The organism is Streptomyces sp. NPDC057136 (genome assembly GCF_042670885.1).
GTDB lineage: Bacteria > Actinomycetota > Actinomycetes > Streptomycetales > Streptomycetaceae > Streptomyces.
Window position 1 is genome coordinate 1 of the sequence record NZ_JBHUUV010000022.1, and the last position, 25259, is coordinate 25259.

General features: G+C 70.4%; 18 protein-coding genes and 1 pseudogene. 2 read left to right on the forward strand and 17 right to left on the reverse strand.

The genetic code is table 11. The annotated features are described in order from the left end of the window. From ACFT7S_RS24280 to ACFT7S_RS24320, 9 genes are all read right to left on the reverse strand, one after another. A partial coding sequence (locus tag ACFT7S_RS24280) for a flavodoxin-dependent (E)-4-hydroxy-3-methylbut-2-enyl-diphosphate synthase (protein WP_351179376.1) occupies nt 1–164 on the reverse strand: 164 nt, incomplete at its 3' end. 173 nt (nt 165–337) lie between these two features. Continuing rightward, nucleotides 338–1648, reverse strand: coding sequence for a M50 family metallopeptidase (locus ACFT7S_RS24285; protein ID WP_382735209.1), 1311 nt, complete (start codon nt 1646–1648; stop codon nt 338–340). After that, a complete protein-coding gene (gene dxr, locus ACFT7S_RS24290; RefSeq protein ID WP_382735210.1) occupies nt 1645–2898 on the reverse strand; it encodes a 1-deoxy-D-xylulose-5-phosphate reductoisomerase in 1254 nt (417 codons plus the stop codon). Before dxr ends, ACFT7S_RS24285 begins: the two co-directional genes overlap by 4 nt. A gap of 69 nt (nt 2899–2967) precedes the next feature. Then, nucleotides 2968–3609, reverse strand: a complete 642-nt coding sequence (locus ACFT7S_RS24295) for a hypothetical protein (protein ID WP_382735212.1) — start codon at nt 3607–3609, stop codon at nt 2968–2970. A gap of 34 nt (nt 3610–3643) precedes the next feature. After that, nucleotides 3644–4882: a 3-phosphoshikimate 1-carboxyvinyltransferase gene (gene aroA, locus ACFT7S_RS24300; protein WP_382735214.1), complete on the reverse strand. Its 1239-nt coding sequence runs from the start codon at nt 4880–4882 to the stop codon at nt 3644–3646. A gap of 179 nt (nt 4883–5061) precedes the next feature. Then, on the reverse strand, nt 5062–7026 hold the full coding sequence (locus ACFT7S_RS24305) for an acyl-CoA dehydrogenase family protein (RefSeq protein ID WP_382735216.1): 1965 nt from the start codon (nt 7024–7026) through the stop codon (nt 5062–5064). 226 nt (nt 7027–7252) lie between these two features. Next, nucleotides 7253–8698, reverse strand: coding sequence for an aldehyde dehydrogenase family protein (locus ACFT7S_RS24310; protein ID WP_382735217.1), 1446 nt, complete (start codon nt 8696–8698; stop codon nt 7253–7255). A gap of 134 nt (nt 8699–8832) precedes the next feature. Continuing rightward, a complete protein-coding gene (locus ACFT7S_RS24315; protein WP_382735219.1) occupies nt 8833–10413 on the reverse strand; it encodes a PucR family transcriptional regulator in 1581 nt (526 codons plus the stop codon). A gap of 118 nt (nt 10414–10531) precedes the next feature. Next, complete coding sequence (locus ACFT7S_RS24320) at nt 10532–12946, reverse strand: ATP/GTP-binding protein (RefSeq protein WP_382735221.1); 2415 nt, start codon at nt 12944–12946, stop codon at nt 10532–10534. A 244-nt stretch (nt 12947–13190) separates the two neighbouring features. Between ACFT7S_RS24320 and gabT the strand changes: the two genes are divergently transcribed. Further along, a complete protein-coding gene (gene gabT / locus ACFT7S_RS24325; protein ID WP_382735223.1) occupies nt 13191–14531 on the forward strand; it encodes a 4-aminobutyrate--2-oxoglutarate transaminase in 1341 nt (446 codons plus the stop codon). A 149-nt stretch (nt 14532–14680) separates the two neighbouring features. After that, nucleotides 14681–15517 (forward strand): phosphatase PAP2 family protein, encoded by an 837-nt coding sequence (locus ACFT7S_RS24330; RefSeq protein ID WP_382735225.1) that lies wholly within the window; start codon nt 14681–14683, stop codon nt 15515–15517. On the opposite strand, the gene ACFT7S_RS24335 is transcribed toward ACFT7S_RS24330, so the two are convergent. The 8 genes and pseudogenes from ACFT7S_RS24335 to ACFT7S_RS24370 form a co-directional block, all read right to left on the reverse strand. Next, nucleotides 15468–17291, reverse strand: coding sequence for a chitinase (locus tag ACFT7S_RS24335; RefSeq protein ID WP_382735226.1), 1824 nt, complete (start codon nt 17289–17291; stop codon nt 15468–15470). The two genes, ACFT7S_RS24330 and ACFT7S_RS24335, sit on opposite strands and share 50 nt — an antisense overlap. Nucleotides 17292–17421: 130 nt before the next feature. Then, nucleotides 17422–17731: pseudogene (locus ACFT7S_RS24340) on the reverse strand (hypothetical protein). A gap of 136 nt (nt 17732–17867) precedes the next feature. After that, nucleotides 17868–19283 (reverse strand): NAD(P)/FAD-dependent oxidoreductase, encoded by a 1416-nt coding sequence (locus tag ACFT7S_RS24345; protein WP_382735228.1) that lies wholly within the window; start codon nt 19281–19283, stop codon nt 17868–17870. Between the two features lie 24 nt (nt 19284–19307). After that, nucleotides 19308–20108 (reverse strand): ABC transporter permease, encoded by an 801-nt coding sequence (locus tag ACFT7S_RS24350; RefSeq protein WP_382735230.1) that lies wholly within the window; start codon nt 20106–20108, stop codon nt 19308–19310. Then, the gene (locus ACFT7S_RS24355; RefSeq protein ID WP_382735232.1) at nt 20108–21040 is read right to left on the reverse strand and encodes an ABC transporter permease; all 933 of its coding nucleotides are present in this window, start codon (nt 21038–21040) and stop codon (nt 20108–20110) included. Before ACFT7S_RS24355 ends, ACFT7S_RS24350 begins: the two co-directional genes overlap by 1 nt. Continuing rightward, nucleotides 21037–22206: an ABC transporter ATP-binding protein gene (locus ACFT7S_RS24360; protein ID WP_382735234.1), complete on the reverse strand. Its 1170-nt coding sequence runs from the start codon at nt 22204–22206 to the stop codon at nt 21037–21039. The genes ACFT7S_RS24355 and ACFT7S_RS24360 overlap by 4 nt, the downstream gene beginning before the upstream one ends. A 160-nt stretch (nt 22207–22366) precedes the next feature. Continuing rightward, complete coding sequence (locus ACFT7S_RS24365; protein ID WP_382735236.1) at nt 22367–23617, reverse strand: PotD/PotF family extracellular solute-binding protein; 1251 nt, start codon at nt 23615–23617, stop codon at nt 22367–22369. Between the two features lie 46 nt (nt 23618–23663). Then, nucleotides 23664–25178, reverse strand: coding sequence for a gamma-aminobutyraldehyde dehydrogenase (locus ACFT7S_RS24370; RefSeq protein ID WP_382735238.1), 1515 nt, complete (start codon nt 25176–25178; stop codon nt 23664–23666). Nucleotides 25179–25259 lie beyond the last annotated feature (81 nt).

Below are 25259 nucleotides of genomic sequence, written 5' to 3' on the forward strand. Positions count from 1 at the left end.
TGCAACGTCGCCCCGATGTCCGACGTACGCGTCGTCGTCATCGACTGCACCGACACAGGTGCGTCTCCGCCGACCGCCACCGACCCGACCTGGATCTGGCGGCTGACCCTTCGGTCGGCGAGCTTGGTCGGAACGGCCGGCATTCCGAGAGAAATCGCAGTCATGCGCTGAGCATCCCCAAGGTGTGGATCAAGGTCCCGAGATCGGCGGGCTCCGGTCTTCGAGGTTACGGCACCGAAGGGACGCCGGACGCACCCCGTCCGGCGAATCCACCCGGTAGGCGATGGCCGGCCACCTCATGTGTGACCGGCCACTACCCAGGGTGCGCGTGGCTCGGTCAGGTGATCTTGACCGGGTTGACGATGTCGGCCACCAGGACCAGCAGCGTGAAGCAGATGAAGATTCCGGCGACGACATAGGCGACCGGCATCAGTTTCGCCACGTCGAACGGGCCGGGGTCGGGCCGCCGGAAGACGCGTGCCACATTGCGCCGCAGGGATTCCCAGAGGGCACCGGCGATGTGCCCGCCGTCGAGCGGCAGCAGGGGCAGCATGTTGAAGAGGAACAGCGAAAGGTTGAAGCCGGCGAGCAGGAACAGCATCATCGCGATCTGGTTCTGCGCGGGGACGTCGAGGTTCATCACCTCGCCGCCGATGCGGGCCGCGCCGACCACGCCGACCGGCGAGTCGTCCGCGCGTTCTCCGTCGCTGAAGGCCGCGTTCCAGAGGTCCGGGATCTTGGACGGCAGGGCGATGATCGAGTCGACGCCGTTCTCGATCATGTCTCCGATGCGGACGACCGAGTCGTCGAAGGAGAGCGGCACGATCTCGGTGCGGGCGGCGAAGCCCAGGTAGCCGGCGTCCACGAACTTTTCGGGGACGACCTGGCCGTCGGAGTCCTTCTGCGCCACCGAGTTCTTCTTCAGAACGGCGTGCAGGGTCTGCTCCTGCCCGTCGCGCTCGACGACGATGGTGGCGGGGCCGATGGTGTCGCGGATGCGTTCGGAGAGCGTCTCCCAGTCGTCGATCCGCTGCCCGCCGAAGGAGACGATCTTGTCGCCCTCCTGCAGGCCCGCCGCCTTGGCGGGTGAGACCGGGTCGCCCTTCGCGCATTTGTCGCGGTCCTCGCTCTGCGAGATCACGCACTTCTGGACCCCCGCGACCTCGGTGGTCTGGGTCGCGAAGCCGAAGGTCATGGACACGCCGAGGAAGATGGCGACGGCCAGCACCAGGTTCATGAACGGCCCGGCGAACATCACGATCACGCGCTTCCACGGCTTGCGCGTGTAGAAGAGGCGGGTTTCGTCGCCCGGCTCGAGCTCCTCGAAGGCGGCCGACCTGGCGTCCTCGATCATGCTGCGCCACGGTGAGGTGGAGCGCACCTCCAGACGTCCGTCGGCGCCGGGCGGGAACATGCCGATCATGCGGATGTAGCCGCCCGCGGGGATCGCCTTGATGCCGTACTCGGTGTCGCCCTTCTTGCGCGACCAGATGGTCGGGCCGAAGCCGACCATGTACTGCGGTACGCGGATGCCGAAGAGTTTGGCGGTCGAGAGGTGTCCCAGCTCGTGCCAGGCGATCGAGAACAGCAGACCCACGGCGAAGATGGCGATCCCAAGGATCGTCAACAGGATCGTCGTCATACTCATGCGCGCGCCTCCGCTGTCGCTTTCGCCGAGAGCTCCTGGGCCCGGGCACGTGCCCAGGTCTCCGCTTCGAGGACGTCCGCGACCGTCAGTGAAGTTCCCGTGGCAGGGGTTCCGTGTTCGGCCACCACTGCGGTGACCGTATCCATGATTCCGTTGAAGGGCAGCCGTCCCGCCAGGAACGCGTCCACGCACTCCTCGTTCGCGGCGTTGAAGACCGCGGGGGCCGTGCCGCCGAGGGTGCCCACGTGCCGGGCGAGCCCGACGGACGGGAAGGCCTCGGTGTCCAGCGGGAAGAACTCCCAGCTGGACGCCTTCGACCAGTCGAAGGCGGGTGCGGCGTCGGGGACGCGCTGCGGCCAGCCGAGGCCGATGGCGATCGGGCCGCGCATGTCCGGCGGGGTGGCCTGGGCGAGCGTGGAGCCGTCCGTGAACTCGACCATGGAGTGGACGTACGACTGGGGGTGGACCACCACTTCGATCCGGTCGAACGGAATGTCGTAGAGGAGATGCGCCTCGATGACCTCCAGCCCCTTGTTGACCAGGGTCGCCGAGTTGATGGTGATGACCGGGCCCATCGCCCAGGTCGGGTGCGCGAGGGCCTGCTCCCTGGTGACGTCGGCCAGCTCACTTCTCGTACGTCCTCGGAAGGGACCGCCGGAGGCCGTGACGACGAGCTTGCGCACATCGGCGCGGGTGCCCGCGGCCAGGGCCTGGAAGAGCGCGGCGTGTTCCGAGTCGACCGGGATGATCTGGCCGGGGGCCGCGAGCGCCTTCACCAGCGGGCCACCGACGATCAGCGACTCCTTGTTGGCGAGGGCGAGCGTGCGGCCCGCCTTCAGGGCTGCGAGAGTCGGGGCGAGGCCGATCGAGCCGGTGATGCCGTTCAGCACGGTGTGGCAGTCGCCCGCGGCGAGCTGGGTGGCCGCGTCGGGCCCGGCCAGGATCTCGGGGAGCGGCTCGCCCGCCCCGTACTCCTCGCGCAGCGCCTCGCGCAGGGCCGGCACCTTGTCCTCGGCGGCGACGGCGACCGTACGCACCCGCAGGCGCCGCGCCTGCTCGGCGAGCAGGGCGACCCGGCCGCCCGCGGCGGAGAGTGCGGTGACCCGGAAGCGGTCGGGGTTGCGCAGCACCAGGTCGATGGCCTGGGTGCCGATGGACCCGGTGGAGCCGAGGATCACGAGATCCCGGCGGCCTTCCGCGGCGTCGAAGATCAGATGCGGATCGGCGAGGGGGGCAGGGCTGTCGCTCATGCCCCCCATTGTTGCCGCAACGGCTGTGCGCCGGGACAGGGCGTCCCCCTCGGTGTCACTTCCTCAGTGTCACTTCTTCATGGGATGAGCGCAGAGCATCTCCTGCTTCGCGCTGTATTCGAGGTACACGAGCCAGTCCATGCCCCAGCACTTCTCGCCCTCCGAGAGCCAGAACTCGGCCTCGTCCGAGCTGCACCCGACCTCTTCGAGATCCTGTTCCGGCCACTCGGCGTTGTTGCGCCCGCAGTCGCCCGCCATGAACTTGGCCGGGGTGGAGGGGATCAGCCGCGGTACGACGAAGACGCCGAGCGTCACGACGAGGGCGCCGATGACGACCAGGGCAGGCAGCCGGGCCAGGACGCGGCGGCCCGGGGCGAGCTGGGGCCGCAGATTCCCCACCGGGTGCGGCAGGGCGCGAATCCGCCGGCGGGCACCGATGTTCATGAACAGGGTGACCGGGGCCGCGAACACGGACAGTAGCCCCCACCAGCCCTGCCACAGCGTGTCCGAGGTCATTTTCCGGTACAGCGAGGTCCCGCAGGTGCGGCAGAACGTGCCTTCCTTCGTCAGGAAGCGCAGGGTGACGACGAGCCCCTGATGACCGCGGACGACGGTGTGGACGGCGGGTATCGCACCGCAGATGTCGCACGGAAGCGGCGCGGGGCGGCCGAACCCGTACGGGGGCAGGGGCTGGTGGGGCGGCGTGGCCATGAATTCTCCTGTGGACGGCGAGCGCCCAGGAACCCTAACCGGCCGTGGTGGCAGCGAAATCCGCGAAGGCCTCGTGGAAGCGTGGGAACGTCTTGCGTACGCAGCCGGGGACGTCGTACGTCATGCCCGGTGCGCGCAGCCCGGTGACGGCGAACGACATGACGATGCGGTGGTCGCCGTGGGTGGTGATCTCCGTGGGGCGGGGGGTGCCGGGGTGGATCTCGATCCAGTCGTGGCCCGTGTGCACGGTGATGCCCATGCGCCGGAGGTTGTCGGCGCAGGCGTCGAGCCGGTCGCACTCCTTCACCCGGGTGTTGGCGACGTCCTCGATGCGGACGGGCGAGGTGGCGAACGGCGCGATGGCTGCCAGCGTCGGCATCGTGTCCGAGATGTCACGCATGTTGACCGTGAGTCCGGTGAGGGTGCCGGTGGAACCGACGGTCGTCGCGTCGGCTGTCGTACGGACGTCGGCGCCCATGCGGCGCAGGACGTCGACGAACCGCAGATCGCCCTGGAGCGCGTCCCGGCCGAGGCCGGGCACGGTGACCTCGCGGCCGGTGAGGGCGGCGGCGGCGAAGAAGTAGCTCGCGGTGGAGGCGTCGGGCTCGACGGCGTACGTGGTGGGGCGGTAGCCGCCGGGAGGGACGGTGAAGGTGTTCCCCTCCCGGCCCACCTCGACGCCGAAGCTGCGCATCATCGCGAGGGTGATCTCGATGTACGGCGCGGACACCAGCTCGGTGACGTCGATGCGCAGTCCCTCGGCAGTGAGCGGTCCGAGCATGAGCAGGGCGGTGAGGTACTGGGACGACTCCCCCGCGTCCAGGGTCAGTTCGCCGCCCTTGATGCCGGATGCCTTGATCCGCAGCGGGTGGTGGCCCTCGGCCGCCTCGTGGTGCAGCACGACGCCCAGGGTGCGCAGGGCCTCGGTGAGCGGGGCGAGGGGGCGGCGGCGCATCTGCGCGGAGGCGTCGAAGCGGTACGTGCCGGAGGCCGCGGCGGCGGCGAGCGTCGGCAGGAAGCGGGCGGTGGTGGCTCCGTCGCGGCAGTACACATCGGCGTCGGTGACGGCGGGGCCGGCCGGGCGCCCCTCGATGTGCCAGCGGTCCGGTTCCCGGGCCACCGCGTAGCCGAGACGGGTAAGGCCCTCCGTGAAGCCCTCGGTGTCGTCCGAGTGCAAGGGGCGTACGAGGGTGGTGGTGCCGTCAGCGGCCGCGGCCAGGAACAGCGCGCGGGCGGTGACGGACTTGGAGCCGGGGATGTGGATGACGGTCACGGGCGCCCATCCTGCCGTGCGGCGGGCGTGGCGGCGGGGGGCCGGCCCCCCCGGGGGGGGGCCCCCCCCGGGGGGCAGCGGGGGCGGGGGGGGGGGCCCCGCCAGCTCACCCGCACCACCCCGCACCACCCGCAAGGCAAGGAGAACCCCGGCGTGGACGTGCCCCGCCGGTGACGGGCTCAGCGGATGGGCCGGTGGACGTTCTCCTTCGTCGAGGCGCCCGGGGTGGCGTCGGCGATCCACGGGCCGTCGCCGCTCGGGTCGACGACGCCCTCCTCCAGCCAGGTGTACGTACCGGAGAGGACACCGTCGACCACGCGCCGGTCCAGGTCGTCGGTGTTGGACCACAGACGGGTGAAGAGTTCCTCGACCCGGATGCGGGACTGATGGCAGAAGACGTCGGCCAGTTGGTACGCCTCGCGGCCGTGTTCGCCCGTGGTGCGCAGGAGCTCGGCGCGGACGCAGGCGGCGCTCATCGCGAACAGCTCGGCGCCGATGTCGACGATCCGGCCGAGGAAGCCCTGTTTGGTCTCCATGCGGCCCTGCCAGCGGGACATCGCGTAGAAGGTGGAACGGGCCAGTTTGCGGGACGCGCGTTCGACGTAACGCAGATGGGTGGACAGGTCCGGGTGCCCGGCCGGATGGAACTCACCGTACGTGCGCGGGAGTTGTCCTGGCCCTGTGACCAGCTTCGGCAGCCAGCGGGCGTAGAAGCCGGCCGCGTTGACGCCGGCCTTCGCCTTGGCGGACAGCGGCTTGTCGGGGTCGATGATGTCTCCGGCCACCTTGAGGTGGGCGTCGACGGCCTCGCGGGCGATCAGCAGATGCATGATCTCCGTGGAGCCCTCGAAGATCCGGTTGATCCGCAGATCGCGGAGCAACTGCTCGGCGGGGACGGCCCGTTCGCCGCGGGCGGCGAGGGAGTCGGCGGTCTCGAAGCCCCGGCCGCCGCGGATCTGGACCAGTTCGTCGGCGATCAGGCAGCCCATCTCCGAGCCGTACAGCTTGGCCAGGGCGGCTTCGATCCGGATGTCGTTGCGGTCCTCGTCCGCCATCTGCGAGGCGAGGTCGACGATGGCCTCCAGTGCGAAGGTGGTCGCGGCGATGAAGGAGATCTTCGCGCCGACCGCCTCGTGCCGGGCGACGGGCCTGCCCCACTGTTCGCGCACGGCCGACCACTCGCGGGCGATCTTCAGGCTCCACTTCCCCGCTCCCACGCACATGGCGGGCAGCGAGAGGCGGCCGGTGTTGAGGGTGGTCAGAGCGATCTTGAGGCCGGCGCCCTCGGGGCCGATGCGGTTGGCGGCGGGGACCCGGACACGGTGGAAACGTGTGACGCCGTTCTCCAGGCCGCGCAGGCCCATGAAGGCGTTGCGGTGCTCGACGGTGATCCCGGGGGCGTCCGCCTCGACGACGAAGGCGGTGATCCCGCCCTTGTGTCCCTCGGACTTCGGGACGCGGGCCATGACGACCAGCAGATCGGCGACGACACCGTTGGTGGTCCACAGCTTCACGCCGTCGAGTACGTAGTCCTCGCCGTCGGGTACGGCGGAGGTGGCGAGCCGGGCCGGGTCGGAGCCGACGTCGGGTTCGGTGAGGAGGAACGCCGAGATGTCCGTACGGGCCAGCCGGGGCAGGAAGGCGTCCTTCTGCTCCTGGGTGCCGAAAATCTTCAGCGGCTGCGGTACGCCGATCGACTGATGCGCGGAGAGCAGCGCGCCGAGCGCGGGGCTGGCCGAGCCGATCAGGGCGAGGGCCTTGTTGTAGTACACCTGGGTGAGCCCGAGGCCGCCGTAGTCGGTGGAGATTTTCATGCCGAGGGCGCCGAGTTCCTTGACGCCCTTGATCACCTCGTCGGGGATTCTGGCCTCGCGCTCGATCAGCGCACCGTCGATCCTCGTCTCGCAGAAGTCGCGCAGCCGGGCGAGGAACTCCTCGCCGCGCCGTACGTCCTCGTCGGCGGGGAGCGGGTGGGGGTGGATCAGGTCGAGCCGGAAGCGGCCGAGGAAGAGTTCCTTGGCGAAACTGGGCTTGCGCCAGTCCTGCTCACGGGCGGCCTCGGCCACCCTGCGCGCTTCACGCTCGGTGACTTTGGGCGCCTGGGGCGGTTCGGGTGGTGCGGGTCGTGCGGGTGGAGCGGACATGAGGAGCTCACCTCGCCGCGTCTCGGGTCGGGTGGGACGGTGGACCGGCCGGTGTCTTTTCCGGCCGGTGCCACTCGTCCGTATGTACCCGATGTGACCCGGTCCCACCACCCCTGCGGCAGGGCACACGAGCGGCCGGAACCCCCGCACAGCGGATTCCGGCCGTCGTTGTACCGCCTGCTGCGATCGCTGTCCGGGCGGAAGGCAGGCGGCCGTTCGGGGTGTCCTAGAGGGCGAGGCCGGTGAGGACCAGGACCCGCTCGTAGGTGTAGTCGTCCATCGCGTAGCGCACGCCCTCGCGGCCGACGCCGGACTGCTTGACGCCGCCGTACGGCATCTGGTCGGCGCGGTACGAGGGGACGTCGCCGATGACCACGCCGCCCACTTCCAGGGCGCGGTGCGCGCGGAAGGCGGTCTGCAGGTCGTGCGTGAACACGCCTGCCTGAAGGCCGTACTTGGAGGAGTTGACGGCGGCGAAGGCCTCCGCCTCGCCGTCCACCTTCTGCACGGACAGGACCGGGCCGAAGACCTCTTCGCAGGAGAGGGTGACGTTGTCCGGGAGGTCGGTGAGCACGGTGGGGGCGTATGTCGCCCCGTCGCGCTTGCCTCCGGCCAGCAGAGAGGCACCGGCCTGGACGGCCTCGTCGACCCACGACTCGACGCGCTTGGCGGCGTCCTCGCTGACCAGCGGGCCGACATCGGTGGCGGCGTCGGACGGGTCACCGGTGATCAGGGCCTCGACGGCCGCGACGATCTTCGGGACGAGCCGGTCGTAGACCGAGGCGTCCGCGATGACGCGCTGCACCGAGATGCAGGACTGGCCGCCCTGGTAGTTGGAGAAGGTCGCGATACGGGTCGCGGCCCAGTCCAGGTCCGCCTCGGAGGCGTAGTCGCCGAGGACGACCGCGGCGCCGTTGCCGCCGAGCTCCAGGGTGCAGTGCTTGCGCGGCACCGAGTCCAGGATCGAGTAGCCGACCTTGTCGGACCCGGTGAAGGAGATCACGGGCAGCCGCTCGTCCTTGACGAGGGCCGGCATACGGTCGTTGGGCACCGTCAGCACGGACCAGGAACCGGCCGGGAGGTCGGTCTCGGCCAGCAGCTCGCCCAGGATCAGCGAGGAGATCGGGGTGGCCGGGGCGGGCTTGAGGATGATCGGGGCGCCGACGGCGATGGCCGGGGCGACCTTGTGCGCGCTCAGGTTGAGCGGGAAGTTGAAGGGCGCGATACCAAGGACGGTGCCGCGCGGGAAGCGCCGGGTCAGCGCGAGACGGCCGGTGCCGCCGGCGTCGGTGTCCAGGCGCTGGGCGTCGCCGCCGTTGAAGCGGCGGGCCTCCTCGGAGGCGAACCGGAAGACGGAGACGGCCCGGCCGACCTCGCCGCGGGCCCACTTGATCGGCTTGCCGTTCTCGGCGGAGATCAGCTGGGCGATCTCCTCGGTGCGCTCCACGAGGCGGCGTACGACGTGGTCGAGCGCGGCGGCCCGGACGTGCGCCGGGGTCGCGGCGAACTCCTCGCGGACGGCGTGCGCGGCGGCGACGGCTTCTTCGGTCTGCGCGTCGGTCGGCACGCTGACCGTGCCGACGAGACGGCCGTCCCAGGGGTTGGTGACGTCGAAGCTGTCCTCGCCGGTGGCCTGGCGGCCGGCCAGCCAGAAGGCGTGGGTGGAAGTCATGGCGGGTCCGGCCCTTCGGAGGTCGTGACGGAGCTCGTAGGTGTCGTGCTCCCCCACCGTAGGGCGGCCCGGCGCGGATGACGTTTGTCCGGCGTGGAGCACAGGACCCGGTCGATGCTCCGCTTTGTCGGGGATCAGGTTCCGGGGGTGCCCGAGGTGGCTGCCGTCGTGGCCTTCAGCGCCAGCCAGAGCTCCATCCGGACGTCCGGATCGTCCAGGGAGCGGCCGAGGATCTCCTCCACACGGCGCATCCGGTAGCGCAGGGTGTGGCGGTGCACGCCCAGGTCGGCGGCGGCCGCGTCCCACTGACCGTGCCGGGAGAGCCAGGCCCGCAGGGAGGCGACGAGGTCGCCGCGGCCCTTGGCGTCGTGCTCGTACAGGGCGCGGAGCATCCCGTCGGCGAAGGCCCGTACGGCGTCGTCGGCGAGCAGCGGGAGTACGGAGCCCGCGGCCAGTTCCTCGTGCTCGACGAGGGCTCTGCCGCGTCGGCGGGCCACCGAGAGTGCCTGTTCGGCCTGCTTGTACGCGGCGGAGACTGCGATCGGTCCGGAGGGCGCGGACAGGCCGACGACGACCTCGCCGTTCTCGGTGCCCGGTTCGCGGGCCGGGCGGTCGTCCTGGGCCTCGGCGTATCCGGCGCAGGCGGTGACCGCGGCGCCGCCGTCCGCGGCGAGCACGACGATCCGTTCGCCCTCGGGCACCATCAGCAGCGCCTCCCCGGCGCGGGCCGCGGCGGCCTCCATTGTCTCGGCGAGGAGTTCGGAGGTGGACGCGGGGGCCGCTTCCGCGATCAGCAGCCGGAAGGGGGCGTCGAGCAGTCCGCCGTACAGGTCTCCGGCGACGGCTCGCGCGTGGTCGGGCTGCCCGGCGAGCAGCATGCGCAGGACGGCGGCGCCGAGGCGCTGTTCGGCGCCCTGGAGGGAGCGGGAGCGTGCGGTGGTGAGCGTCAGGAGGGCGACCGCGGAGTGCACGGCGTACCGCTCGGCGGTCCCGAGCGCCGCGCCCGTACCGACGGCGAGGGCGCCGCGGACCCGGCGGCCGGTGCCGAGCGACTGGAGTTCGACCCGGTCTTCGGTGTCGCCGACGACGACGCTGGCCGGGGCGGGGCGGTCCCTGAGGCGCTCCACGTCGGGGGTGAGGCGGGCTGCTCGCCTGGCGGCCCAGTCGGGCGCGGCGGCCACGACGGCGCCGGAGGTGTCGTACAGGGCCGCCCAGCCGTCGACGTGGGCGGCCAGGCGGGTGAGGAGTTCGCCGGGTCCGTCGCCCGCGACGGCGGCCTTGGTCAGCTCGCGCTGGGCCTCGAACCCGGCGGTGACGGCGCGGTACTGGTCGGCGGCGATGGCCGCGGACACGGCCTTGGTGATGGCGAGGAACGGGGTGCGGCGCGGGACTTCGAGGAGCGGCAGCCCGGCCTCCTCGGCGGCGTTGACGAGGGCCTGCGGGATCTCGTCGTAGTTCACGCCGACGGCGAATCCGAGCCCCGCGACCCCGGCGGCGGCCAGCCGTCGTACGTACCGGAGCATCTCCGCGCCGTCCTCGGCGTCGAGGTTGGTGGCGGTGACGAGGAGGAGCTCCCCGCCCTCCATATAGGGCACGGGGTCGGTGAGCTCGCTGGCATGCGCCCAGCGCACGGGGGTGTCGAGCCGGTCGGCCCCCGCGCGGACCGTGAGTTTGAGCGCCGAGTGCTGGGCGAGCGAGGCGAGTGTGGGGGGCATGGGGACCGCGGGACCTTCGGATCGATTTCGCCGTCCCGTACGAACGGCTGCTTCGATTCTGCCAGGGCGGCAGGGTCGATGGAGCCGCTAGTCGTCCTACTCCCCGGTAGCGCTTCCCTCAGCCGCCGAGCTTCACCAGAAGCGGCGGTACGTGCTCGCCGTCCACCGTCGTCAGCGAGAGCACGGCATGCCCGGCGGGGACGGAGTAGGCCAGTTCGGAGGCGGACCAGCGTTCCCGTTCGACCTGCCGTACGGTCACGGCGTCCGTCGTCACCGCCTTGCCGGTCACCAGCTTGCGCAGGGCGTGCAGGGCGCGGGTGAAGGGCTGGTCCGCGAAGACCGTGTGCTGGGCGACCTCCCGGGTCGACACCCACTCCTTGCCCCACACCTCCGCGAACCGCTTGCCGTCCCAGGTGGTGATGCCGGAGAACGCCATGCAGCAGCCGACGGCGCCCATCAGCGCGGTGTGCAGGCCCTCGGGGACGTCGTCGACGGTACGCAGCACGAGGACGGCGCCCGCGTTGACGGACCGCAGCCGCCTGATACCGCGAACTGTCTCGGGAGTCACGGTGTGCGTCGCGTCGTCCAGGACCAGGCAGACGAAGAGCGAACGGTCGCCGCGGGCCGCGGCCACGGCCGTGAACTGGGCGAGGACCAGCCGGGCGAGGAGCCGCGAGGCCTCGGCGTGGGTGCGCTCCGGCAGATCGATACGGACCCGCAGGGGAAGCTGCTCCAGGGACCGCAGCGAGAAGGGGCGGGCCTCGTCCCCGGTGGCGAAGAACCCGGCGAACGCGGGCCGGTCGAGCAGCGCGATCCGGTCGGCGAGCACCGGCCCGGGATCTCCGGCGCCGCCCGTCTGCCGGGCCCTGGCATCCAGTTCGCGCAGCATCGCAGTGTGGCCGTCCGCCTCCAGCGCCTCGCGCAGTGCGGCGAGGGCGGCGGGGGCGCCGTCGAGCAGCTCACGGAGTTCGGGCACGCGCGGGAAACGGCCGTGGACGGTACGGAAGGGGCCGAGCAGCTGGGCGAGCACGGTGGCCGCGCGGCGGCTGTCCACTGCGGACACATCACCGATGAGCCCTTCGGCGAGCACTCCGGCGGCCTCGTCGGGATCGGTCGTCCCCCCGTACAGGTCGAAGTCGTGGACGGACCGGGGGTCGCCGATCCGTACCACGACGTCGTACGCGTCGTCGGGGCCGAGCGCGGCTCCGTCCCCGCCCACCGCGAGTACGGCGGCCTGCCCGGCGAGCGCCCGGAGCGCGAGGGACTCGACGACGGGCCGCACGAGAGCGGCGGACTTGCCCGAGCCGGGCGGCCCCACCGCCAGCAGGGAGCTGCCCAGCAGCGCGGGTTCCAGGGCGACGCCCGAGCTGCGGCGCTCATAGGGATTGTGGGTGTCGTCGGCGCACCGGCCGATGCGTACCTGGCCGGTCAGGACGTCGTGCCGGGCCGTGCGCAGCGGCAGGTCCCGGTGGCCGGAGGGGTGCAGGGCGGCGGCGCCCCCCGCGCGCAGGACGGCGTCGGTGAATCGGGCGAGGCGGTCGGGGTGCGCCCGGGCGACGGTCCAGGCATGGCGCAGCCGTGCGCAGTCCACGTCGTTCATCCGGCCGGTGCGCACCTCGGCGGTGAGTGTCTCGGCGGCGTCAGTCTGCCCGGCAGCGCGCAGCTCGGGCCACCGGTCGGCGGTCGTTTCGGTGGCCGGCTCCGCCGAAGCGGCGTGGGGGCCGTTGGACCGGCCCTTGCGGTACGTGGCGACGAGTTCCCGCCAGCGGCCCAGGCGAGCGAACGGGTACAGCACCGCGGCGGTGATCAGTGCGTAGATGACGTTCACGACGCCCTGGCTCTGGAAGACCTCACCGCCCGCGACCGAGGCGACCAGGACCAGGACGGGCCTGACGAGCGGCACGGCGTCCTGCCAGACGAGGAGCTGAGCCAGGCCCGCCATGGCAGCGGTGGCCACGGCGAGGAAGGGCTGCCCCCGCCCGGCGACATGCCGCCGGAAGAGCTCGGGCCAGTTGCCCAGGCGCCCGCAGCCGTACACGAGCAGCCCGAACAGGACGGCCTCGTACACCGTCAGGGCGTCGACGGCCTCCACCGTCCGCGGACCGCCGGCGCTGCCCACGTACCACCACTCGCGTGGGGTGAAGACCTTCAGCGGGACCAGCCGGTAGGGGATGTACCCGTTGCGCCACAGGGACCAGACGAGCACTCCGCAGAGCACCGCGATCACCGTGCCGACCACCAGGGACCGGTCGGAGACCCCTTCGGGCTTCTCGGGCGGCCGGGGTGTGTGGCCGTATCGCCAGATGCCGGGCTCCTGCGGGAGGCGCGGGGTGCGCAGCCACTCGTCCAGCCGCAGGCCGGCGGCCGGGGCGAGCTCCGGCCGGGGCGGGACGGGCGGGGGGCCGGGCGGCGGCGGGGGCGGGGTGACCGGTGGGGTCCCGGCTGATGGCGGCACGGCGGGTGGGGGCGCGGCGGGACGGGGCACCTGATTCGCCCGTGTGTCCCGTGCGCCGTACGTGCCTTCGGTGTCCATGAACCGCTGCCCCCTGACCGGCCTGGTCCGTCCGCTGCCCCGGTCAATCTAGTGCGCCCGCACAAGGAGTTCAGCCAGGCGCCCGAGCCGGTCCCGTGCCGGAAACCCGTCGCCTCGTACACCCATCTGTCCGGATGGGACAAGGACACGCCCCCCACCACTCCCGATCGGCGCATGCCCGTCGTGGGTCACCGCCCCTAGCCTGCAGAAAGAGAAGCGTACGAAACACCCCCAGGAGCCCCTCATGAGCGCAGTCCCGCAGGAGCGCAGCCTCGTCACCGCCATTCCCGGCCCGAAGTCGGTCGAGCTCCAGGCTCGCCGTGTCGCGGCGGTCGCCGCAGGGGTGGGCTCCACCCTGCCGGTGTTCACGGCCCGCGCCGGTGGCGGGATCATCGAGGACGTGGACGGCAACCGTCTGATCGACTTCGGCTCCGGCATCGCCGTGACGTCGGTGGGCGCCTCCGCCGAGGCCGTCGTACGCCGCGCGACCGCGCAGCTCGCCGACTTCACCCACACCTGTTTCATGGTCACTCCGTACGAGGGGTACGTCGAGGTCTGTGAGCAGCTGGCCGAGCTGACGCCGGGCGACCACGCGAAGAAGTCGGCGCTGTTCAACTCGGGCGCCGAGGCCGTCGAGAACGCCGTGAAGATCGCCCGCGCCTACACCAAGCGCACCGCGGTCGTCGTCTTCGACCACGGCTACCACGGCCGTACCAACCTCACGATGGCGCTGACGGCGAAGAACATGCCGTACAAGCAGGGCTTCGGCCCGTTCGCGCCCGAGGTCTACCGCGTCCCGGTGGCGTACGGCTACCGCTGGCCGACCGGTGCCGAGAACGCCGGCGCCGAGGCGTCCGCGCAGGCCATCGACGAGATCACCAAGCAGATCGGCGCGGACAACGTCGCCGCCATCATCATCGAGCCCGTCCTCGGCGAGGGCGGCTTCATCGAGCCGGCCAAGGGCTTCCTCCCGGCGATCGCCCAGTTCGCCAAGGACAACGGCATCGTCTTCGTCGCGGACGAGATCCAGTCCGGCTTCTGCCGCACCGGCCAGTGGTTCGCCTGCGAGGACGAGGGCATCGTCCCCGACCTGATCACCACCGCCAAGGGCATCGCGGGCGGCCTGCCGCTCTCCGCCGTGACGGGCCGCGCCGAGATCATGGACGCCGCGCACGCGGGCGGCCTCGGCGGCACGTACGGCGGAAACCCGGTGGCCTGCGCGGGTGCGCTCGGCTCCATCGAGACGATGCGCGAGCTGGACCTGAACGGCAAGGCCAAGCGCATCGAGGAGGTCATGAAGGGCCGCCTCGCCGAGATGCAGTCGAAGCTCCCCAACGGCGACATCATCGGTGACATCCGCGGCCGTGGCGCGATGATCGCGATCGAGCTCGTCCAGTCCGGCACGAAGGAGCCGAACCCGGCAGCCGCCGCGGGCCTGGCCAAGGCATGCCACGCCGAGGGTCTGCTGGTCCTCACCTGCGGCACGTACGGCAACGTTCTGCGCTTCCTGCCGCCGCTCGTCATCGGCGAGAACCTGCTGACCGAGGGCCTCGACATCATCGAGCAGGCTTTCGCCACGGTCTGATCCGTGCGAACCATTCCGAACGCCGGAAGGCGATTTCGCAGGGGATGACCCGGGCCCGCGTGTGGGCCTGTGAAGAACGTGTGGGGGGCCGATGGCGGGATTCGTTTCCGGCTGTCGGTCCCCCTTCGGCTGACGTACGGTTTCCGCAGATGAGAGAAACACGCCGCTCGCAGGAGACTGCGGGCGACTCCGGATCGGCGCTTCCCCAGTGCCGGCCCGGTTGTGCCCACGCGCACACCACTGGAGCCTCTGGCTCCGGAACTCCTCACCGATCGGATGGCCGCCCGCCCCACACCCCCCGGGGCGCGCGGCAAACCGATCCCGCCGGTGACCCAGGAACAACCCCCCCTGTTCCTGGGTCACCGGCTCCTCTCATTTCCGTGGCGGCAGTGGCGGCCACGGTTGCCTCGCTGCTCGCGGTCTTCGCGCTCATCACCTGGCAGGTCGTGGCCGACGGCCCCCTGCTCGGTCCCGACGAACGCATCAGTGAGGCGCTGGCCGGCCGCGGCCCCGTCGCGCTCACGGAACTCTTCACCGACCTCGGCAATATGCAGGTCGCCCTCCCGGTGCTGGTCTGCGCGATCGTCTTCGCGCTGGTGCGCGGCGACCGCCGCGAACCGCTGTACGCCGCGCTCGCGATGGCCGCCGTGCCCGCGCTGGTGGTTCCGCTGAAGCTGTGGACCGACCGCCAGGGCCCGCTGACCGAGGCGACCGGCTACTACCCGTCGGGCCATACGGCCACGTCCGCGGTGGCGTACGGAGCAGCGGCGATGCTCCTGGTCCCGTATCTGAAGCGCTCATGGACGATGCCCGCCGCCGCCGTCCTGCTGACGGCGGCGACGAGCATCGGTCTGGTGCTGCGCGGTTACCACTGGCCGCTCGACGTGGTCGCCAGCTGGTGTCTGAGCGGGGTGCTGCTGGTGGCGCTGTGGGTGCTCAGCCGCCGAAGTAGGCGTCGAAGTTCTTCGAGAACTCCCACTGGCTGAAGCGGTCCCAGTTGATCGACCAGGTCATCAGCCCGCGCAGTGCGGGCCAGGTGCCGTGCGTCTGGTAGCTGCCGCAGTCGGTCTTCTTCGTCAGACAGTTCAGTGCCTTGGTGACCTCGGCGGGTGCGGTGTGCCCGTTGCCCGCCTGGGTCGAGGCCGGCAGACCGATGGCGACCTGCTCGGGGCGCAACGCCGGGAAGATCTTCGACTGGTCACCGGCAACCGGGAAGCCGGTGAGGAGCATGTCGGTCATGGCGATGTGGAAGTCGGCGCCGCCCATCGAGTGGTACTGGTTGTCCAGGCCCATGATGGACCCGGAGTTGTAGTCCTGGACGTGCAGCAGGGTGAGGTCGTCGCGCAGGGCGTGGATGACCGGGAGGTAGGCGCCGGCGCGCGGGTCCTGCCCGCCCCAGGGTCCCGAGCCGTAGTACTGGTACCCGAGCTGGACGAAGAAGGTCTCCGGGGCCATGGTCAGAACGAAGCCGGAGCCGTACTTCGCCTTGAGGGTCTTGACGGCCGAGATCAGGTTGACGATCACCGGTGAGGTCGGGCTGCGGAAGTCGGTGTCGCCCGTGTTCAGCGAGAGGGAGTGGCCCTCGAAGTCGATGTCCAGGCCGTTCAGCCCGTACTCGTCGATGATCCTGCTGACCGAGGAGACAAAGGTGTCGCGGGCGGCGGTGGTGGCGAGCTGCACCTGACCGTTCTGGCCGCCGATGGAGATGAGCACCTTCTTGCCCGCGGCCTGCTTCGCCTTGATGGCCGCCTTGAACTCGGCCGCGGATTCGACGTTCGGGCACTCGGCGACCGGACAGAGCGAGAAGCGGATGTCGCCGGAGGTGACGGAGGTCGGCTCGCCGAAGGCGAGGTTGATGACGTCCCAGGAGTCGGGCACGTCCGCCATCCGCGTATAGCCCGAGCCGTTGGCAAAGCTGGAGTGGAGATAGCCGACGAGCGCGTGGGCCGGGAGGTCTCCGCCTCCCCCGCCGCCGCCCGCCGCGGTGGTGGCGCCGACGGCGGCCGACTTGGCGGACTCACCGGCGGCGTTGACCGCACTGACCTGGAAGCTGTACGCGGTCGAGGCGGCCAGGCCCGTCACGGTGGCGGAGGTGCCGGTGACGGCGAGGACCTTCGTACCGCCCTGGTAGACGTGGTAGCCGGTGGCTCCGGAGGCGGCGTTCCAGGTGAGGGGGACGGAGGAGGCGGTGGCCGTGCCCGCCTTCAGCCCGGCGGGGACGGCGGGCAGGACGACCGGGTCGCCGCCGGGGCCGATGAGGCTGAGGTCGTCGGCGTAGTAGGCGGCGGTGCCGTACCAGCCGTGGGTGTAGAGGGACACCGAGGTGGTGGCGGCCCCGGTCGTGAACGTGGTGGTGAGCTGCTTCCAGGCGCCGGGCGACTGGGTCCAGGTGGAGACGTCGGTGGTGCCGGTGCCGGATGCGCCGAGGTAGACGTAACTGCCCTGCACCCAGGAGCTCAGCGTGTACGTGGAGCCGGGCTTGACGGTGACGGTCTGGGAGCACTTGGCGTTGTCGCTGCCGGCCGGGGTACCCCGCAGGGCGGACGTGCCGCTATGGACGGGCGTACTGACGACGGCTCCGCTGCCGCCGGTGCAGCTCCAGCCGTCCAGGCCGGCCTCGAAGCCGCCGTTACGGGCCAGTTCGGCGTCGGCGGCGCCGGCGGGCGGTGCGGTGGCGACCAGTCCCGCGGCAGCGAGCAGGGTCGCCGCGAGGGCGGCCAGAAGTCCCGACCATCGGGTGGGTGATCCCGTACGTTCCACAACAGCCTCCGGGCAGGGGGGAATTGGGAGTAGCGGGCCACAACATGGTCCAGACCAATCAGCTTGTCAAGACCTCTGGCAGCTCAGCCATCACCCCTAGGGCCCGGCCCCGCGTCAGCCCACGGCGACGTCAGCGCCCGTCACCGTCCCGCGCGGCAGCCCCCGCGGCCTCGTGCATCGCGAGTTCCAGCAGGGAGGGATCGGTCAGCGTCATCGCCGAAGTCGGCGAGCACCGGTCCCGGCCGGTCGATGAGACGGGTGAGGACGTCGAGGGCCGGATAGCCGAGTTCCCCCGGAAGAATCAGCACGTCCCAGCGCCTGCCGACGGGCAGGAGCGCGATCCCTTGCGGGTTGCGCTCCCATTCCCCCCGGCAGGCGTCGGGGTCCGGTGCCACAGCTGCGAGCCACTCGACTGCGGACTTTGCCCCCGGGCCGGTCATGGCGTGCCTTCCGTTCCTGTGGGCACCGGCAGGGACCTGCCGGTGCGTTCACGGAAGAGAGAGCGCCGCGCCCGGTTCATTACGCGGGTTCGGGGACCTGCCCGCTGTGAGCCGGGTCACATGAGCCCGGCCGGGCTCAGCTGTCGAAACCGAGGCCCGCCCTGTCCATCGCCCGCAGCCACAGATTGCGGTGCCCGCCATTGCTGTCGGCCCTGGCCAGCGACCTCTTGGTCAGCTCGATGCCGGCCCAGGCGAACGGCTCGGGCGGGAAGGGGACGGGCTTGGAACGGACCATCTCCAGCGCGGTCCGCTCCGTCGGCTCGCCGGAGAGCAGATCGAGCATCACATCGGCCCCGAACCGGGTCGCGCCGACCCCGAGCCCGGTGAATCCGGCCGCGTAGGCGACCCGCCCCTGATGAGCCGTACCGAAGAAGGCGGAGAAGCGCGAGCACGTGTCGATCGCCCCTCCCCACGCGTGACTGAAGCGCACCCCTGCGAGCTGCGGGAAGCAGTCGAAGAACTGGCCCGCGAGCTTGAGGAAGGTCTCGGGCCGCTGGTCCAGATCGGCGCTCAGCCGGCCCCCGTACGGATAGATCGCGTCGTATCCGCCCCACAGGATCCGGTTGTCCGAGGAGAGCCGGAAGTAGTGGAACTGATTCGCGCTGTCGCCGAGCCCCTGCCGGTTCTTCCAGCCGATCGAGGTCAGCTGCTCGTCGCTGAGCGGCTCGGTCATCAGCGCGTAGTCGTAGACCGGGACGGTGTACGGGCGTACGCGCTTGACGAGCGAGGGGAAGATGTTCGTCCCGAGCGCGACCTTGCGCGCCAGGACCCGCCCGTACGGGGTGCGGACCGCCATTCCCGGACCGGACTTCAGCAGATCGAGGCCCCGGGTGTGCTCGTACATCCGTACGCCGAGTTCGAGGCAGGCCCGCTTCAGGCCCCAGGCCAGCTTGGCGGGGTGCAGCATGGCGACACCGCTCCGGTCGAGGAGCCCGCCCAGGAATGTCGGTGAGTCGACTTCCGCCCGCATCGCGTCCTGGTCCAGGAACTCCAGCCCGGTGAAGCCGAGTTCGGTGGCCTCCTGGTGCCAGGTGCGCAGCTCTTCGAGCTGGTGCGGTTCGGTGGCGACGTCGATCTCGCCGGTGCGCTCGAACTCGCAGTCGATGGAGTAGCGGGCGACGGCGGCCTCGATTGCGTCGAGGTTCCGTTCGCCCAGCTCCTCCAGCTTCTTGATCTCGTCCGGCCAGCGCTCCAGGCCGTTGGGCAGGCCATGGGTGAGGGAGGCGGCGCAGAATCCGCCGTTGCGGCCCGAAGCGGCCCAGCCCGCCTCGTGCCCCTCGATCAGGACGACATCGCGCCCGGGGTCCCGTTCCTTGGCGATCAGCGCGGTCCACAGACCGCTGTAACCACCGCCGATGACGAGGAGATCGCAGCGTTCCTCCCCGATGAGCGCGGGGAGCGCCTCGGGCTTCGCGGGGTCGTCGAGCCAGTACGAGAGCGGCTTGGCGCCGGCGAGCGATTGTGCGGCAGTACGCATGGCGACTGGGGCCATGGTTTCCAACTCCTTCTGGACTTTCTAGGGTTGCGCGTTCTTCCGTCGGTTGGCGATGAGCTGGCCGACGAGAACCACCGTCACGGCAATGATGAACATCGCCGTGCCGATGACGTTGATCTGCACGGGCGTGCCGCGCTGTGCCGAACCCCAGACGAACATGGGGAAGGTCACGGTCGAGCCCGCGTTGAAGTTGGTGATGATGAAGTCGTCGAAGGAGAGCGCGAAGGCGAGCAGCGCTCCCGCGGCGATTCCCGGGGCCGCGATCGGCAGAGTCACCCTGACGAAGGTCTGCACGGGGCCCGCGTACAGGTCCCGGGCGGCTTCCTCCAGCCGCGGGTCCATCGACATCACCCGCGCCTTGACTGCGGTCACCACGAAGCTGAGGCAGAACATGATGTGGGCGATCAGGACGGTCCAGTAGCCCAGCTCCGCGCCCATGTTGAGGAAGAGCGTGAGCAGCGAGGCCGCCATGACGACCTCGGGCATCGCCATCGGCAGGAAGATCAGCGAGTTGATCGCACCACGCGCCCGGAAGCGGTAGCGGACCAGCGCGAAGGCGATCATCGTGCCGAGCACGGTCGCGCCGATCGTCGCCCAGATCGCGATCCGGAACGAGAGCGAGAGCGACGAGCACAGGTCGGCGACGCCACAGGGGTCTTTCCAGGCGTCCAGCGAGAACTGCTGCCAGGCGTAGTTGAAGCGCCCGTTGGGCTTGTTGAACGAGAACACCATCACGACGATGTTCGGCACGATCATGTACGCGAGGGTCAGCAGACCCGCGATGACGATCATGTTGCGGCGAATCCAGCGCAGTGCGGGCATCAGACCAGGTCCTCCGTCCCGGAGCGGCGGATGTAGAAGGTGACCATCAGCAGGACGGCCGCCATGAGGATGAAGGAGAGCGCGGCGGCCGTCGGATAGTCCAGGACCCGCAGGAACTGCGACTGGATGACACTGCCGACCATCTTGGTGTCGGTGGAACCGAGCAGTTCCGCGTTGACGTAGTCACCGCTGGCGGGGATGAAGGTCAGCAGTGTGCCGGAGACGACACCCGGCATCGAGAGCGGGAGCGTCACCTTGCGGAAGGTCGTGGCGGGGGTGGCATACAGATCGCCCGCCGCCTCGTGCAGCCTGCCGTCGATCCGCTCAAGCGAGGTGTAGAGCGGCAGGATCATGAACGGCAGGAAGTTGTACGTCAGACCGCAGACGACCGCCATCGGGGTGGCGAGCACCCGGTTGGACTCGGTCCAGCCGAGCCAGCTGGTGACGTCCAGGACGTGCAGCGTGTTCAGCAGGTCCACGACCGCGCCGCCGTCCGCGAGGATCGTCTTCCAGGCGAGCGTACGGATCAGGAAGCTGGTGAAGAACGGTGCGATGACCAGGACCAGCACCAGGTTGCGCCAGCGGCCCGCCTTGAACGCGATCAGATACGCGAGCGGGTAGCCGAGCACCAGACACAGGATCGTCGCGGAACCGGCGTACAGCAGAGACCGGATGAACTGCGGGTAGTAGTCCTTCAGCGCGTCCCAGTACGTCTGGAAGTGCCAGGTGACCTCGAACCCCTTCTCCAGCGATCCCGTCTGTACGGAGGTCGAGGCCTGGTAGACCATCGGCACCGCGAAGAAGACGATCAGCCAGAGGATGCCGGGGAGCAGCAGCCAGTAGGGGACGAGCCGTTTACGGGCGGAGGGCTTGCGCACCCGCAGCTCGGCGGGCTCCTTGGCCGGCGCGGGGGGCGCTTCGGTGACGGTCACGTCGCGTCCTCCACCGTCTCCACACCGGCGTCGCCCATCGTCCCTGCAAGCATGGACTGGGAGGCGTCCAGACCGAACGTGTGCGCCGGATTCCAGTGCAGGACCACTTCGGCGCCGGGGACGAGCCCCACGCGGTGCTCAACGTTTTGCTCGTACACATGGAGCGCCTTGCCCGCCGGGCTCTCCACGACGTACTGCGTCGAGACCCCGATGAAGCTGGAGTCGACGATCCGGCCGGTGACCCGGTTGCGTCCGTCGGCGATCCGCTCGGCGGCGTCGGCGTGCGCCAAGGAGATCTTCTCGGGGCGTATGCCGAGGAGCAGGTTGCCGCCGGTCGTGGCCGGTGCGGAGCACCGGTCGCCGGGCAGCCTGAGCTTTCCGCCGCCGGCCGAGACGACGATGTCCGTGCCGGTCTCGACGACCTCGCCCTCGATGAGGTTGGAGGTGCCGAGGAAGTTGGCGACGAACGTGGTCCGCGGGTTCTCGTACAGATCCGCGGGGGCGCCGAGCTGTTCGACCCGTCCCCCGTTCATCACGGCGACGGTGTCGGCCATGGTCATGGCCTCTTCCTGGTCGTGCGTGACGTGCACGAAGGTGATGCCGACCTCGGTCTGGATGCGCTTGAGCTCCAGCTGCATCTGACGGCGCAGCTTGAGGTCGAGGGCGCCGAGCGGCTCGTCGAGGAGCAGCACCTGCGGGTGGTTGATGAGCGCGCGGGCGACGGCGACGCGCTGCTGCTGGCCGCCGGAGAGCTGGTGCGGCTTGCGGCGGGCGAAGTCGCCGAGCTCGACGAGCTCCAGCATGTCGTCGACCTGTTTCTTCACCGACTTGATGCCGCGCCGGCGCAGACCGAACGCGATGTTCTCGGTGATGTCCAGGTGCGGGAAGAGCGCATAGCTCTGGAAGACGGTGTTGACGGGCCGTTTGTACGGGGGCAGGCCGGTGATGTCCTTGCCGCCGAGCGAGACCGTGCCGGTGGTCGCCTCCTCCAGGCCGGCGATCATCCGGAGCGTGGTGGTCTTGCCGCAGCCGGACGCGCCGAGCAGCGCGAAGAACGAACCCTGCGGGATGGTCAGATCGAGCGGCTGTACGGCGGTGAAGGAGCCGTACGTCTTGCTGATCCCGGTGAGGCGGACATCGCCGCCTGCTGTCTGCTGCTGTGTCATGGGTCGCAGTCCCAGTGGTGGAAGGGCGGGTGAGGGAAGGGCCGGGGCTAGGGCGTGTCCGGTGGATCAGGGTCGGATAGGGCGCGGCGTCTGGTGCGGTGCATCGCAAGGCGCCGGAGCGTCCTCGGCGTGACCCCGGCCATGATCCGCCGGACATGCCCTAGGCGCCGATGAGCTTGGCGAACTTCTCTTCGTACGCCGTTTCTTCCTTGGAGCTGAGCGAACGGAAGGCGCGTGACTTCGCGGCCATTTCCTTGTCCGGGAGGATCAGCGTGTTGGCGGCCATCGACTCGTCGATCTTGGCGAGTTCCTCGCGTACGCCGTCGACCGGGCACACGTAGTTGATGTACGCGGCGAGCTGGGCGGCGACCGGCGGCTCGTAGTAGTAGTCGATGAGCTTCTCGGCGTTGGTCTTGTGCCGTGCCTTCGCGGGGACCAGCAGATTGTCGCTGGAGGTGATGTAACCGGCGGCCGGGATCGTGAACTTGATGTCCGGGTTGTCGGCCTGGAGCTGGATGATGTCGCCGGCCCAGCCGATACAGGCGGCGATGTCGCCCTTGCTCAGGTCCGCGGTGTAGTCGTTGCCGGTGAAGCGGCGGATCTGCTTCTTGTCGACGCCCTTCTGGAGGCGGCCGATCGCGGCGTCGAAATCGGCGTCACTGAACGTCCCGGGGTCCTTGCCCATGTCCAGCAGCGTCATACCGACGGAGTCGCGCATCTCGGAGAGGAAGGACACCCGCCCCTTGAGCTTGGGGTCGTCGAGCAGCTGCGTGACGGAGTCGACCTTGCGGCCACCGGTCGCCTTGGAGTTGTAGGCGATGACGGTGGGGATGCCGGTCCAGGGGTACGAGTAGGCGCGGCCCGGGTCCCAGTCGGGGGTGCGGAACTGGGTCGCGAGGTTGGCGAAGGCGTGCGGCAGGTTCGCCGGGTCGAGCTTCTGCGCCCAGCCGAGCCGGATGATGCGGGCGGCCAGCCAGTCGGTGACGCATATGAGGTCGCGTCCGGTGTTCTGGCCGGCCGCGAGCTGCGGCTTGATCTTCCCGAAGAACTCGACGTTGTCGTTGATGTCCTCGGTGTACTTGACCTGGATCCCGGTGCGTTTCGTGAACGCTTCCAGGGTCGGGCGGCCCTTCTCGTCCTCGCTGACGTCCATGTACTCGGTCCAGTTGGAGAAGCTCACCTGCTTCTCCTCGGCCGAGTGGTCGTCGGAGGCGGCTGCCGCATCGCCCTCGCGCTTCGCGGGCGGGATGCCGCAGGCGCTCAGTGTGCCCAGTCCGCCGAGCGCGAGGGCGCCCATGCCCGAGGCGCGCAGCATCGAACGGCGGGTGAGGGCGCCCCTGCCTGTGGTCAGGCTTCGCCTCATGGCCGCCAGCTGGGCGGGAGAGAGGCGCTCGGGCTCGTACTGCTCCATACGCGTTGCCCTTTCGGGTGTGTGGCCCCTGGTCGGGCGACGGCTGCTATCGGTCCCCGAAGATCGTGCGGTGCCAGTCCTTGCGGGCGACCGCGGTGTTGTCGTACATGACGTGCTTGACCTGCGTGTACTCCTCGAAGGAGTACGCCGACATGTCCTTGCCGAAGCCGCTGGCCTTGTATCCGCCGTGCGGCATCTCACTGAGGATCGGAATGTGGTCGTTCACCCAGACGCAGCCCGCCTTGATCTCGCGGGTGGCCCGGTTCGCCCGGTAGAGGTCGCGGGTCCAGGCGGAGGCCGCGAGTCCGTACGGGGTGTCGTTGGCGAGGGCGATGCCCTCGTCGTCGCTGTCGAAGGGGAGGACCACGAGGACCGGTCCGAAGATCTCGGACTGGACGATCTCGCTGTCCTGGGCGGCGCCCGCGACCAGGGTCGGCCGGTAGTAGGCGCCGTCCCGGAGCTCGCCGCCCGGGGCCTCGCCGCCGGTGACGACGGTGGCGTAGGCGCGGGCGCGCTCGACGAAGGCGGCGACCCGGTCGCGCTGCACATGGCTGATCAGCGGGCCGAGGTCCGTCGAGGGGTCGAAGGGGTCGCCGAGCCGGACGGTCTCCATGAGCGCGGCGACGTCCCGTACGAAGGCGTCGTAGAGGGGACGCTGCACATAGGCGCGGGTGGCGGCGGTGCAGTCCTGGCCGGTGTTGATGAGGGAGCCGGCCACCGCGCCGTTGACCGCCGCTTCGAGGTCGGCGTCGTCGAAGACCACGAAGGGGGCCTTGCCGCCGAGTTCGAGGTGGAGGCGCTTGACGGTGGAGGTGGCGATCTCCGCGACCCGCTTGCCGACGGCGGTGGAGCCGGTGAAGGAGGTCATGACGACGTCGGGGTGGCCGACGAGGTGCTCGCCCGCGTCCTTGCCCGCACCGGTGACGATGTTGATCACACCGTCCGGGATGCCCGCCTCGGTGGCCGCCTGGGCGAACATCAGCGAGGTCAGCGGGGTGATCTCGGCCGGCTTCAGGACGATGGTGTTGCCTGCGGCGACGGCCGGGAGGACCTTCCACGCGGCCATCTGGAGCGGGTAGTTCCAGGGGGCGATGGAGCCGACGACCCCGATCGCCTCGCGGCGTACGTACGAGGTGTGGTCACCGTCGTACTCGGCCGCCGCCTTGCCCTCCAGATGGCGGGCGGCGCCCGCGAAGAAGGACGTGTTGTCAACGGTGCCCGGCACATCGAACTCGGTGGAGAGCTTGATCGGCTTGCCGCACTGGAGGGACTCGGCGTACGCGAAGTCGTCGGCCTGCTCGGCGAGTACGGCGGCGAAGCGGTGCATCGCCTCGGACCGCTCGGCAGGGGTGGCGCCGGACCAGCCGGGGAAGGCGGCCGCCGCCGCGGCGACGGCCGCGTCCACGTCGTCGGTGCCGGCGAGCTCGTAGCGGTAGACCGTCTCGCCCGTCGCCGGGTTCACCACCTCGTGGTGGCGACCCGATGTGCCGGACCGCAGTTTTCCGCCAATGTACTGCGCGCCGCCCGCGAAGCGGTCCTGCACGTGGAAGCCGTTACCCATGACGCTCTCCTCCACCGCTCCCCCGTTGAGCAGGGGCGGCGTAGCTTCTGGTCGAGTTGAGTGCCGATCCTGACAGAGGGA

Bases quoted from the DNA above. Each gene is read 5' to 3' on its own strand.
- ACFT7S_RS24285 (WP_382735209.1), bottom strand. From the start codon at position 1,648: ATGAGTATGACGACGATCCTGTTGACGATCCTTGGGATCGCCATCTTC.
- dxr (WP_382735210.1), bottom strand. From the start codon at position 2,898: ATGAGCGACAGCCCTGCCCCCCTCGCCGATCCGCATCTGATCTTCGAC.
- ACFT7S_RS24295 (WP_382735212.1), bottom strand. From the start codon at position 3,609: ATGGCCACGCCGCCCCACCAGCCCCTGCCCCCGTACGGGTTCGGCCGC.
- ACFT7S_RS24305 (WP_382735216.1), bottom strand. From the start codon at position 7,026: ATGTCCGCTCCACCCGCACGACCCGCACCACCCGAACCGCCCCAGGCG.
- ACFT7S_RS24310 (WP_382735217.1), bottom strand. From the start codon at position 8,698: ATGACTTCCACCCACGCCTTCTGGCTGGCCGGCCGCCAGGCCACCGGC.
- ACFT7S_RS24315 (WP_382735219.1), bottom strand. From the start codon at position 10,413: ATGCCCCCCACACTCGCCTCGCTCGCCCAGCACTCGGCGCTCAAACTC.
- ACFT7S_RS24320 (WP_382735221.1), bottom strand. From the start codon at position 12,946: ATGGACACCGAAGGCACGTACGGCGCACGGGACACACGGGCGAATCAG.
- gabT (WP_382735223.1), top strand. From the start codon at position 13,191: ATGAGCGCAGTCCCGCAGGAGCGCAGCCTCGTCACCGCCATTCCCGGC.
- ACFT7S_RS24330 (WP_382735225.1), top strand. From the start codon at position 14,681: ATGAGAGAAACACGCCGCTCGCAGGAGACTGCGGGCGACTCCGGATCG.
- ACFT7S_RS24345 (WP_382735228.1), bottom strand. From the start codon at position 19,283: ATGGCCCCAGTCGCCATGCGTACTGCCGCACAATCGCTCGCCGGCGCC.
- ACFT7S_RS24350 (WP_382735230.1), bottom strand. From the start codon at position 20,108: ATGCCCGCACTGCGCTGGATTCGCCGCAACATGATCGTCATCGCGGGT.
- ACFT7S_RS24360 (WP_382735234.1), bottom strand. From the start codon at position 22,206: ATGACACAGCAGCAGACAGCAGGCGGCGATGTCCGCCTCACCGGGATC.
- ACFT7S_RS24365 (WP_382735236.1), bottom strand. From the start codon at position 23,617: ATGGAGCAGTACGAGCCCGAGCGCCTCTCTCCCGCCCAGCTGGCGGCC.
- ACFT7S_RS24370 (WP_382735238.1), bottom strand. From the start codon at position 25,178: ATGGGTAACGGCTTCCACGTGCAGGACCGCTTCGCGGGCGGCGCGCAG.